9 protein-coding genes and 1 riboswitch are annotated in these 11,991 nt (G+C 39.1%); of the genes, 1 reads left to right on the forward strand and 8 read right to left on the reverse strand.

Going from position 1 to position 11,991, the window contains the following annotated elements:
• Positions 1–28 precede the first annotated feature (28 nt).
• The 5 genes from U5921_RS05320 to U5921_RS05340 form a co-directional block, all read right to left on the reverse strand.
• A complete protein-coding gene (locus tag U5921_RS05320) occupies positions 29–1,684 on the reverse strand; it encodes a MutS-related protein (RefSeq protein ID WP_324825430.1) in 1,656 nt (551 codons plus the stop codon).
• On the reverse strand, positions 1,684–2,724 hold the full coding sequence (locus tag U5921_RS05325) for a hypothetical protein (protein WP_324825431.1): 1,041 nt from the start codon (positions 2,722–2,724) through the stop codon (positions 1,684–1,686). Before U5921_RS05325 ends, U5921_RS05320 begins: the two co-directional genes overlap by 1 nt.
• Before the next feature lie 73 nt (positions 2,725–2,797).
• A complete protein-coding gene (gene ablA / locus U5921_RS05330) occupies positions 2,798–4,057 on the reverse strand; it encodes a lysine 2,3-aminomutase (RefSeq protein WP_324825432.1) in 1,260 nt (419 codons plus the stop codon).
• 128 nt (positions 4,058–4,185) lie between these two features.
• Positions 4,186–5,220, reverse strand: coding sequence for a zinc-binding dehydrogenase (locus tag U5921_RS05335; protein ID WP_324825433.1), 1,035 nt, complete (start codon positions 5,218–5,220; stop codon positions 4,186–4,188).
• Between the two features lie 317 nt (positions 5,221–5,537).
• Complete coding sequence (locus U5921_RS05340) at positions 5,538–7,631, reverse strand: sigma-54 dependent transcriptional regulator (RefSeq protein ID WP_324825434.1); 2,094 nt, start codon at positions 7,629–7,631, stop codon at positions 5,538–5,540.
• A gap of 210 nt (positions 7,632–7,841) precedes the next feature.
• Here U5921_RS05340 and U5921_RS05345 point away from each other — a divergent pair, with 210 nt between their 5' ends.
• Positions 7,842–8,222 (forward strand): hotdog domain-containing protein, encoded by a 381-nt coding sequence (locus U5921_RS05345; RefSeq protein WP_324825957.1) that lies wholly within the window; start codon positions 7,842–7,844, stop codon positions 8,220–8,222.
• Positions 8,223–8,328: 106 nt separating this feature from the next.
• On the opposite strand, the gene U5921_RS05350 is transcribed toward U5921_RS05345, so the two are convergent.
• The 3 genes from U5921_RS05350 to U5921_RS05360 form a co-directional block, all read right to left on the reverse strand.
• Positions 8,329–9,033, reverse strand: coding sequence for a pseudouridine synthase (locus tag U5921_RS05350; protein ID WP_324825435.1), 705 nt, complete (start codon positions 9,031–9,033; stop codon positions 8,329–8,331).
• A 98-nt stretch (positions 9,034–9,131) separates the two neighbouring features.
• Complete coding sequence (locus tag U5921_RS05355) at positions 9,132–10,445, reverse strand: FAD-dependent oxidoreductase (protein ID WP_324825436.1); 1,314 nt, start codon at positions 10,443–10,445, stop codon at positions 9,132–9,134.
• A gap of 151 nt (positions 10,446–10,596) precedes the next feature.
• Positions 10,597–11,445, reverse strand: a complete 849-nt coding sequence (locus tag U5921_RS05360) for an HAD family hydrolase (protein ID WP_324825437.1) — start codon at positions 11,443–11,445, stop codon at positions 10,597–10,599.
• Between the two features lie 319 nt (positions 11,446–11,764).
• Positions 11,765–11,946, forward strand: a riboswitch (cobalamin riboswitch).
• Positions 11,947–11,991 lie beyond the last annotated feature (45 nt).

The raw sequence follows: 11,991 nt of genomic DNA on the forward strand, positions 1-11,991 counted from the left end.
ATTTTTCTATCCATTAATATAAGACGAATTATTTATCTGATTGCATGATTTCTCTTGCATAATCAATGATTTCCTCATAAATTCCCAGTATTCTTGCAATATTTAATGCATCTCTTGGAATCTGCTCTTCATTTTTAACAGAATATAAGCGGTAATCCATATACCGACCGACAATTTCAATGCGCTCTTTCCGATTTGCATGAGCAAGCTCTTTTGCCAAACGGTTAAAATCTGCATCCGCCAGTCCTCTTACCTGCATATTATGCACCTTATCTCCTACGGCCGCATGGTCAAAATGCGTTGTAATAACCGTAATATAAGCGTGTTCCATCAAATAATGAATTAAGCTTTTAGTCAATGCCAAACCCTCTATCGGGTTGGTTCCGCTGGCGATTTCATCAATCAACAGCAAAGATTTCTCCTGACTTTTATCAAGAATTTCTCGAAGCTCTTCCATTTCACTTCCAAAGCTGGAAAGTCCTCTTTGCACATTTTGGCTGTCTCCAATCAAAATATGCATATAATTGGATAAGCCCATCTGCGCAGACTTACAGGGAACAAAAAATCCATATTGCGCCATCATAGCGACCAAACCAATCATTTTTAAAGAAATGGTCTTTCCGCCCATATTGGCACCTGTAATACAGCTTACTCCATCTGACAGTGAAACGCTGACAGGGCAATACTGCTTTCCTTTGCTCTTTAAGACTTTTTCTACAAGAAGGTGTCGACCTTCTTCTATTTTTAAAACATGCTCTGACACAATAGTAGGTCGGATACAATGATGTAGCTCTGCATAAAAGGCCTTTGCCAAAGTAAAATCCAAGTTCCCAATGCGTTCACAATTCTTTTTTAAAGCGTCAGCTTCTTTTGCAATCTTCACAGATAAATCAGTACGAACAATAAGCTCTTCTTCTTCAATTGCTTCGTTTAGATCCGACATCTTTTTCTGTAAAGCGTATACTGTATCATTTGCCTTGACTTTAAAAGTAATCGTCATGTAGTCTTCTTCCATTTGCTCAAGGTCCGAAACACTACGCGCTAATTGCATTAAGGTTGTATTGGATTTTGGGATTAGAAGCTCACACTTCGGCGTCATCTGAAATTTATATTCCTGTTCCAGTCTCCGACGTACTTGTTTTAATTCTTTCCGAACCGCTAACTCTATTTCTCTTTTTTCTTTTCGTAAAGCAGCCAGCTTTTCTGAAAACTGGTCGTAAATATAAAAGGTATTAATACGGTCTTTCCCCGGATCCATAATATCCAGTAAAGCCACTGTATCCTGCAGCTTAAATTCCAGCGGCATATTATTTCCAATCTTTGAAAGAATGTCTAATGCTTTTTTTGTAAGCAGTAAAAAGGTCTTTATTTCATAGAGTTCTACTACAGATAATACATTTTTTATGCTTCGGTCTAGGGTATAGGCAATTTCTTTAATCTCCATGAAAATTTCTGTTAACTGTTCGATCTCCGACGGATACTCTTTCACTAAATCTATCATCAAATCTAGTTTGTCAAACTCATGCCGCAAATCTGCTTCATCTCCGGGCATAAAAGGCTTAATGTTTTTCACTCGTCGGGTACCGAAAGGCGTCAAGGTATTGATATTTTGCAATACATCTTCAAACCCTGTTTCTATTTTCGTTTTACTGTTGCTTAGATGTTTCGCCACTTTCGTACTCATCAAACACACCCCCCAAGCTTAACATCAATGACAGGGATTCCTTCCAATGCGTCCTCCATTGCTTTTTTCAATTCATCATGATCAAAGGAATATCCGGAGGGTGCGTATGGATTCACCGTAACAGCTGCTACTTCGATATTTTCCAGCACACAGACGTGGAACCCTCTTTTTTTCAACTGCTGCCATGCCAAAGAACCAATAAATATTTTCGTTGGGTCCTTCAAAATAAATTGAATCTTTTTTCTCTTCGCAGGATGAATGTCTTCAAATACACTCGTGGTCAAAGCGCCTGGTATGTAAACATACTGTGTATTATCATCAATTGCTTCATCTAAAAATCTGCTGGCTCCTAGACCGGTTTTTAGATCAAGAAACTGCATTTCATTTTTATCACTAATTAAGGTAATTCTTTCTTTTTCATTTTCATTCAACTGTTTACAAAGGATATCGCGTACAATCCCCTGCGGTAATTCCGGCATGGTATAAAGTGATACGACATGAACCGTTTCTTCAACTACTTTTTTCATGCTGCGGGATAAAACCGCACCCGTTGATAAAATGATGGCATCTGAGGTCTCTGGTGATGCAATGGATTTTCGATCAATGGCTCCATCAATCAAAATTAATTCTGCCCCCAGCTCTTCCATTTCTTTGCAAAGTTTTTTATGTTCTACGGTGTTTACCGGTCCTGCAATCTGTACATAACCGGATTCGGCAACGCGACAAAGGAGAAGCTCTCCTAACGAAGTACTATATTTTGTCTTTCGAATAATTTCCAACCCGGTTTCTGCTAAATCATACAGCTGCACCGGTACTGAAACAATCGTTCCCGCATCTAAGTAAACCTTTGGCTTTTCTGTACCTGTAACCAAATCTGAGCTTTCTCCGTCTCTTCCTGTAGAAGTGACACCTAAAATCATGCCTTCATCCATAGCTTCTTCAATCAAATAATTTAAAGCGGTTGTTTTTCCGGCATTTTTTGCCATTCCGACAATGGATAAAGTTTTATATTTCTGTTGCAATTGGTACAGTAAGCTCATTTCATTTCTCCGTTTCAGTTGGCTTGGGGCAGATCACTCTGCCCCGCCATCTGTTATATTTTGCTCTCTCGAACTATTTATTTCTCTTATGACGAAGAAGATCCTGCGGCTCCATTGCTAATCTCTGTCCTCTCAGCAAGCCGGCAACGCCTTCATATTCATAATGTTTCTTTCCTGTGCAATAATCACAAGTACATTCAATCTTAGGAAGCTCTGTCGGTTCGGTATAAGTAGTAATTACACCTTCATAGTTTCTCAAAATTACCTTTTCTGGAGATTGAGAAATTACATACTGAGGCATAACCGGAGTCTTTCCGCCGCCTCCTGGAGCATCTACTACAAATGTAGGTACTGCGTAACCGGAAGTATGGCCGCGAAGTCCTTCAATGATTTCAATTCCCTTAGAAACTGGCGTTCTGAAATGCTCAATTCCCAGAGACAGGTCACACTGATAGATGTAGTAAGGTCTTACTCTATTCTTAACCAATACATGAACTAATTCTCTCATGATGTGCTGACAATCATTTACTCCGCGAAGTAATACAGACTGGTTTCCAAGAGGAATACCTGCATCTGCCAGCTTAGCAACTGCAGTCTCTGCTTCTTCTGTCATTTCCTTCTTATGGTTAAAGTGAGTGTTCAGCCAGATTGGATGGTATTTCTTAAGCATATTTACCAAGCTATCTGTAATACGCATAGGCATTACAACCGGTGTTCTAGAACCCAATCTTACGATCTCTACATGAGGGATTTCTCTCAACTTCTTAATGATGTATTCCAATACGTCATCATCAACCAATAGACAATCTCCACCGGAAAGAAGTACGTCTCTTACTTGAGGGGTCTTTCTAACGTATTCAATACATTTGTCAATATCTTCGATGCTTCTAGCACCGTCTGTTTCTCCTGCTAATCTTCTTCTTGTGCAGTGTCTGCAATACATAGAGCACTGGTCTGTGATTAAAAGAAGAACTCTATCCGGATATCTATGGGTTAGACCAGGAGCCGGGGAATCTTCATCCTCATGAAGAGGGTCAAGCATATCCGCATCGCTTCTGTGGTTTTCAGCGATTACAGGTACAGCCTGCATTCTTACTGGGCATCTTGGATCATCCACATCCATTAAGGATGCATAGTAAGGCGTGATTCCCAAACGAAAATTATTTGCAACTTCTGTAATGTCTTTTTCTTCAGCGTCTGTTAAATTAATTACTTTCTTTAAATCTTCTACGGTTGTAATTCTGTTCGCAACCTGCCACTTCCAATCATTCCACTGTTCGTCAGTAACATCTTTCCAAAGCTCAATGTCTCTGAAATGTCTTCTCTCTGCCATTTTCTATCTCCTTTTTATTGCTCCGTTCAAAACAAAGCTTTTTTTAAATTATTTTTTCAGGGCGGAAGGCCGAAGAAACCATCCGCTCCTGATTGAAAAACTAAATCATTTAGTTTTCCTCATGAAAGCTATGCATACATTTCTTGGAAAAGCTTTCTTAGAGGTTCACTCTCTCTAAGAACTTGCAGAGCTACATTTGCATGTCCCTTGCAATATCCATTACCAATAATCATGTTTACATCTTTACCTACGCCTTCTGCACCCAATGCTGCTTTTGTAAAGCTGGTAGCCATAGAGAAGAAATATACAAGTCCGTCATCCTTACAAGCAAGGATCGATGCCATTTCTGTATTCTCAATGTTTACGCAGTTGATAACAATATCAGCTAACTCACCATCTGTCAACTCCATAATTTTGTTGTAGATTGTGATTGCATCGGTTGCATCTGCTGCAAAATAATGATCCGCCAGACCCAAATCTTCTGCTCTCTTTGTGGATTTAGGAGATCCGCCAATACAGATAACATTTCCATTAATTCCAGCTCTCTTCTTTGCTTCATACAAGCATAGAAGGCCGGATTTTCCACCTCCGCCGATTACGACTACCGTGTCTCCTGGTTTTACAAGCTTAGCTGCTTGAGCCGGAGCACCTGCTACGTCTAATACGGAGAGAGCTAATGTTTCTGGCATATCTTCCGGAAGAACTGCATAGATACCACTTTGGAATAAGATCGCATGTCCCTTGATATCAACTTGGTCAATGTCAGGTCTTACTGCAAGAATTTCATCAATTACTAATGGGGTCAAGGAAAGGGATACTAATGTAGCGATTTTATCGCCAACTTTTAAATCACCTTTGTAATTATCGCCGATTTCCTCAACAGTACCAATCAACATACCGCCAGAACCGGTTACCGGGTTCTTATGTTTACCTTGCTTTTCAACATGGCCAAGCATAATTTTTTTGATTTCTTCGATGTTTCCTTCCGCCTGTCTTTCGATCTGTGTAAAAGAAGCTGAGTCAATGTTCAAAGTATGAACGTTAATCAATACTTCATTGTCATAGATCTCCATATTGTTGTCAATCTTTTCAGCTGGTTGCGGCAAAACACCTTTTGGGGAGATTACTCTGTGTGTGCCATAAGGGCATCCTTTTTTTTGCATGTTTTTCATCCTCCTTAAAGTTTAAAAAAATTATTTTGCATAATGCGCTGTAAACTATAAAAATATTCTCTCACATAAAAATATTTCCACTCAAATATAGAGCAAATAATATGCCAAAATGATAAAACCACTATTTTTTTCGCCAGATACGTTTTTTTTGCAAAATATTTCTGCTTATTTTCAATTTTGCCTATCTTTTTTGACATTTTTTTTGAAAAATCGTATCCGCGACCAAATATAGAACCATTTTCAACTCAAACAACCAAAAAACAGTGATCCATTTTCGGTTCACTGTTTTTTTAGATAAAAACATATATTTATTCTTCCCGCTCCGGCAAGCAAATATTATATTTATTTTTCTTTCTAATGAATTGTGTTTGGCTAATACCGAGCGCTTTTGCTGCTTTCCTTGATGATCCGTATTTTTCGTAAGCAAACTGCATAATGCTCCGCTCGAAATTATTAACCATCGTGTCCAGTGTCAACTCTTTATTTGTATCAAACTCTTCTTGATTAAAGTCAATGTTAACAGAGCTGTACAAATCGGAATGCAGTTCTTTTGTGACATCAAATACTGAAATATTTTCATTCCTAGCAGAAATCAAAAGTCTTTGCACGACATTTTCTAATTCTCGTATATTGCCAGGCCAGCTACAGCCCTGCAAATATTCTAAAGCATCTGGCGTAATCGTCCGCACTGTTCCGAATTTCGCATTGTATTTTCTGAAAAAATGCTGAACAAGGTTTGGAATTTCTGCTTTTCTTTCATCTAAATTCGGTACGCGAATCGGAAACACATTGAGACGGTAATACAAATCTTTTCGAAATCTTTTTTCTTCAATCAACTGTTCCAAATCTCGATTTGTTGCAGAAACTATGCGGACATTCGTTTTAATCGGTACCGTTCCGCCCACTCGATAAAATTCTCCGTCCTGAATTGCACGCAGCAGTTTTGCCTGCAAATCCATCGGCAATTCGCCAACCTCATCCAAAAAAATAATTCCATTGTCTCCTAACTCAAAATACCCTTTCTTTCCTCCGGCATTCGCACCGGTAAATGCTCCTTTTTCATAGCCGAAGAATTCGGATTCGATTAAATTATCCGCAATGGAAGCACAGTTGATTTTGATGTATGGCTGCATATTTCGATTGCTGTTTTTCTGAATTAAACTTGCAACTCTTTCCTTACCAACTCCAGTATCTCCTGTAATCAGCACATTGCAATCATATTTTGCCACGCTGAGAATTTCATCGACAACGGTTGCCATCGCACTGCTGTTGCAGATAAAATCATCTAATAGAGTCTTCTGATAGACAGTTTGCTCATATCCGTATTTGTTTTTACGCAGCGAATAAGCTATGTTATCGACAATTTTATAAGAATCCAGCTTTGAATTTGCAACATACGGCGCAATATCACGCATGAGTTCAATATCAAATTCAGCGTACTCTTCTTCATATCCGTCTGCACATTTTATCTGGATTTCCCGGGAAATAGCCTCTGTTATATATAAGGCAATGTTGTAATTGTTAATCAAATTTGCAAAGTAAACGGTTCCTCCCGGCTTGGTCGATAAAATGTTTATCGTTTCTGCACCTGGTATATCCGCACAGTTTACGCTGACATCAAACAATCCAACATCCAGTTTCTCCAAGCTCTCAACTGGCTTTAAAATGTTTACATAGTGAACCTCCGAAAAGGTCTTCTCCAAGATATCTTTTAGTTCCTTCCCTCTTATTCCGATGTCTGTGTTATTATCAAAAAGACAGATAATTTCTGCATCGTCACCTGCTGATTTTCGAATTGCTCTTCCAAAGAGCAAATTGGTCAGCAAGCTGTTTCCTACTACAAGGCAGCGTTTTTTATTTTTCGCACTTTTATAAGCGGAATATAGAGTTCCAGACTCATCAAACGTATAGAGCATCAGATTAATGGGCAGATCTTCTGGTTTTTTTACCACCGGAACTTTATTGAATAAAATTGCATATCCGCCTGCATCCACTTGTGTATATGCCATGTCGACTTTTGAAATGTGCGTTAAAAACAGCGGAATCCCTGCCAGCGATGCATTGCAGATGATTTCATCCCCTACTTTTAACCCTTTTGTATTTTCATACTCCTCACCGATTTCTTCGACCGTTCCAAAGATAACTCCCCCGGTATCTGTCACCGGATTATGCAGCTTACCGCGTTTTTCAACAATATGCAGAATCCTTTCTTTTATCCTCTCCATATTATTGTTGCATTCAATACAAATTTGACGGAAGCTGGTGCTTTCTATATGAATTTTCTGTACATTAATTCGCAGTTCATTTGGATATATATCTCTATCGTTATTAATCCTCCATGCTGAGGTAGGCAAAACGTGGTTTGGTTCCATGACACGATTTATTCCATAAATATTACGCATTTTCATCTCCTTCCAAAAAAAATCCGATGCCAAATCGGTTCAGTTTTAGCTTATACTAAGCATAACGCATTGGCATGAAATTTGCAACTTATTTTTAGTGTTACATAATTAACTTTCAAAGCGATACATGTTAGGCATATCCTATTTTTATGTATCGTAAAAGTAGAATAAAGTACCTAAATGCGTAAAGGAGAAAATGAAATGGAAAAGATCACCTCAACAATTCGTTTAAGAATGTCTCACAAAGACGCACACTATGGCGGCAGCCTAGTTGATGGCGCTCACATGGTTCACTTGTTTGGAGACGTTGCTACTGAGCTTTTAATTAAGGCAGATGGAGACGAAGGCTTATTTTTAAGATACGATGAAGTTGAATTTTTAGCTCCAACTTATGCTGGAGATTACATTGAAGCTTATGGAGAAATCACTAAATTAGGCAATACTTCCAGAAAAATGGAATTTGTTGCAAAGAAAGTCGTTGCTGCAAGACCGGACATCAGTCCTTCTGCTGCTGATTTTTTAGAAGAGCCTATCGTTGTTTGCAGAGCAAAAGGCGTTTGTGTCACTCCAAAAGAATCCAAGAGAAAATAAGAAACATATATATACACTCATACTAAAAGTGCCCGTTCAATTATGACGGGTATTTTTAGTGCAAGAAAAAATTAGGTGCAAGCAAGCCACACCTAATTTCTAATAATCAGCAATTCTTCAAATAATTAATTTCTTCTTGTGTCAGCTTCCGATAATGTCCTTCTTTCAATCTTCCCAAATAAAGCTCTCCCATTGCCACTCGTTCCAAATCAATCACTTTATTTCCTACACTTGCAAACATTTTGCGAACCTGACGATTTTTTCCTTCGTAGATCTGAATTTCTACCAGACTGGTATGTGCTGTTCCTTTTAGTACCTTCACTTTCGCCTGTGACGTTACGAATCCGCCAATATCCACTCCATTTCTGAGCTGTGCAAGCCTCGCATCTGATATAATGCCATTGACTCTGGCTCGATAGGTCTTATAAATTTTATGTTTTGGATGTGTCAGACGATATGCCAAATCTCCATCATTAGTCAGTAACAATAAACCGGATGTATTATAATCCAAACGACCAATCGGAAAAATGCGTTCGGAAACATCTGTTAGCAAATCCAAAACTGTTGCCCTTCCGTCTTCATCGGAAACAGTAGTAACAAAACCTTTGGGTTTATTCAGCATAAGATATATTAATTTTTTAACAGGCTCAATCTTTCGTCCTGAAACCTCAACGATGTCACCCTCAACCACGTCATATCCCGGTTTTCTCATAACAGTACCATTTATTTTTACATTTCCAGCTATGGTCAGTTCGTCTGCTTTTCTTCGAGATGCAATCCCCGATTGAGCAATGTACTTGTTTAATCTCATCTTTATCCTCTTTTTCTTCTATTTTCGCACGTTTATCATATAGTTTCCCTCAGAAGTTGTCAACTGATTCAAAGAGATTTTTTTGTCCAAGCATTTTCTTACAGTATTTTCTCTTTATAGATATTTGCTAAATCATATTTTTTGGCACGTTTTTGAATTGTCTTTTTATCAGTGGTGTAAAGCCCCTTTTCTTTCATCCGCTCAAAATACTCCGCTCCGGCAAAAGTATAGCGTTTCATCAAACCATCTTTTGTTTTTATCTTTTCATTTGCATAAGAAATAATATCTCCCAATGCAAGCTGCGGCGGCAATTCTAACGGTCTCATCCCTTTTATCAGACGCGCCGCATTGTATCCGGCTAACGTTCCTGTTGTAATCGCTTCTGTATGACCAACAAATAAGCCTGATTTTTCACCTCCGCAAAGAAGGTTCTCTATCCCGTCTACCATCATATTATTTTCTCTCTCTGCAACAGAAAGATATCTGATCGAATTTCCCTTTCCTCCTGCGTATGGATCAATGTAGCGTGCATTTTCCATGCCCGGCACTCTTCTTAATTTTTCCAATGGAAAGAAAGGCGTCATAATTTTTGCATACCCTGTGTCCAAAAGAACAATATTGTCTGCAAATTCTTCCAATGCATATTGCTGACATACTTTTAAATCCAATTTTTCTTTTGTAATCTGCTCAGGCGGTAATGGAATGATCGCCACCCCTTTTTCGTTCAGTTCTCTTTGAATTTCACTGGATAAGGATTCCTTCTCTAATTTTCCGGAGCCACTGAATGCACCGAACGCTCCATCTTTTCTCTGCCCCATAATATCGTTCAAGCCTGCTTTTTGTGTAATACTGACACGCGGTCCAAATGAAGGACAGCGCAGGATACACATGCAGCATCCATTTCCGTAAGTCAGACAATTCCCCATCGGCCCGGTAGACCCGGTACATTCAACAAAAAAGTCTCCTTCCAATATAGTCCCATCTGCCAAAGTAATGCTCTTAAGACATTTTTTCTGTTCCTGTGCACTGCTTCCAGCGGAAGAGGCCTGTAACTCGACATCAATCGCTCTTGCAATCGTATGTATTTCAATCCCCTGCTCTTCAAGAAACCGCCTTACATGCGGCTCCACTTTAATGACATCATACAGGCTCGCATGCCGATGTCCGGGAAAATCTACATTTTTATGCCGACTCAGTGCATCGGTAATTGCAAACAATTCTCCTGCTCCAAGCGCAATATTTTCCTCGGCTGCCGTATATCTTCCATTGTTGCGCATGATACCGCCCACATTTCCAAGCCCTAAAAGCAAATCCGTCTTTTCAACCAAAACTACATCCGCCCCGGCCTTTTTCGCAGCCAAGGACGCTGCACACCCGGACCAGCCTCCGCCAATTACAATCACTCTATTCAAAAGAAATACCTCCTTAACACTGTTTTTTTGCATACATTACAGTATATGAGGAGGTATGTTTTTTTACTTCTTATTCTTATAAAGAGCTTTCAAAAATACTGATTTCAAATTACATTTTAACTGCTTTTTTCTATTTAAGTTATTAATTTTTCTACTCATCTTGTCCAATCACAAACCTTTGAATCGCATGAGCAACGCCATCTTCCCGATTGGTTTTTGTTATAAAATGTGCAATTTTTTTTAATGGCTCTGCAGCATTTGCCATTGCAACGGAAAGACCTGCGAATTGAAGCATTGCCAGATCATTTTCACTGTCACCGCATGCCATAACCTGATTATGCTGTACATTTAAAAGACCGCATAAGTGCTGCAATGCATCCGCTTTGCTCGTCGTCGCACCGCCGATTTCAAGATTATACGGCATAGAGCTTGTTACCGTAATAGACGGAAACTTTGAAAAAAATCGCCAATACGCTGCACGCTTTTCTTTATCTGAAAAAATTAAATTAATGTTCTCCATCCGGCCGGCTTTCTCTTTTATAACCTGCTCAATGTTTTCCACGGGCTTTCTTGTACTCAGGGTATAAATCTGTGATCGCTCCGTCACCATTCCATATCGTTGTAAATTTTCCAGACATCTGCGCTCCGCAACCACGTCATGGTCAAAGAAGGCTTCTATCATAATGTCTTCGTCCTGAATATGCGGAAGAATCTCTAGGATGTTGTCTTCACCGATTAAATTCGAATATACCGTCGATTGGTCTTTCAGCTTTAGTATATTGGCACCATTTGAAGTAATCGCATATTCCATGCCGTCAACATCCAATACATCTTCGGGCAACGCACTAAATACACGTCCGGTAGAAATTACCACATGGATTCCTTCTTCCATGACTTTTTCTAAAACTCTTCGGCTGGATAAAGACAAACGCCCCTGTTCGTTTAATAGAGTTCCATCCATATCCAATGCGATTAATTTAATATCATAATTTGCGTTCATCCCGAGTTACCCTTCCCTTTTTCTTTTCTAGCTTAACTGTAACAAAAATTAGAGAAAAAGGCAAGCAGGGCACGTGTAGGAGAGCTTTGGTTATAGCACAGCTTCGTATTAAAAATATTGACAGCTTGCTTCTATATTTATTTACTTTATCCTACCTTGTATCCATCCTCTATTAAATGGTAAGTGACCCTGAATCAGCTTAAGAATGTTGAATTTTGTAGAAGATTGCTTGACAATATTTAGATGATAATGTTACTATTAAGAAACAATTTAATAAAACCTTTATGTTCTGCACATTGAAAGCCTAGTACGATAAAGTAAACTGGGGACTAACAATTGTGCAGCTAAGAGGGAAGCAGGTTAAAGGCCTGCGCGGTACCGCCGCTGTATGCGTGTAGTTTCTCTTATATACCACTGGTATGCCACTGGGAATTTCCTGGGAAGGCGGGAAGAAATGATGATACGTGAGCCAGAAGACCTGCATGAAGAGTCAACAACAAACCGCGGATTATCGGTATTGTTTAAAGTTTCTTGAATTTTTGTTGT

It is taken from the genome of Sinanaerobacter sp. ZZT-01 (genome assembly GCF_035621135.1).
Taxonomy (GTDB): domain Bacteria; phylum Bacillota; class Clostridia; order Peptostreptococcales; family Anaerovoracaceae; genus IOR16.

Coding starts and splice junctions, on each gene's coding strand:
- U5921_RS05340 (WP_324825434.1), bottom strand. CDS start 7,631: ATGCGTAATATTTATGGAATAAATCGTGTCATGGAACCAAACCACGTT.
- U5921_RS05335 (WP_324825433.1), bottom strand. CDS start 5,220: ATGCAAAAAAAAGGATGCCCTTATGGCACACACAGAGTAATCTCCCCA.
- ablA (WP_324825432.1), bottom strand. CDS start 4,057: ATGGCAGAGAGAAGACATTTCAGAGACATTGAGCTTTGGAAAGATGTT.
- U5921_RS05360 (WP_324825437.1), bottom strand. CDS start 11,445: ATGAACGCAAATTATGATATTAAATTAATCGCATTGGATATGGATGGA.
- U5921_RS05350 (WP_324825435.1), bottom strand. CDS start 9,033: ATGAGATTAAACAAGTACATTGCTCAATCGGGGATTGCATCTCGAAGA.
- U5921_RS05320 (WP_324825430.1), bottom strand. CDS start 1,684: ATGAGTACGAAAGTGGCGAAACATCTAAGCAACAGTAAAACGAAAATA.
- U5921_RS05325 (WP_324825431.1), bottom strand. CDS start 2,724: ATGAGCTTACTGTACCAATTGCAACAGAAATATAAAACTTTATCCATT.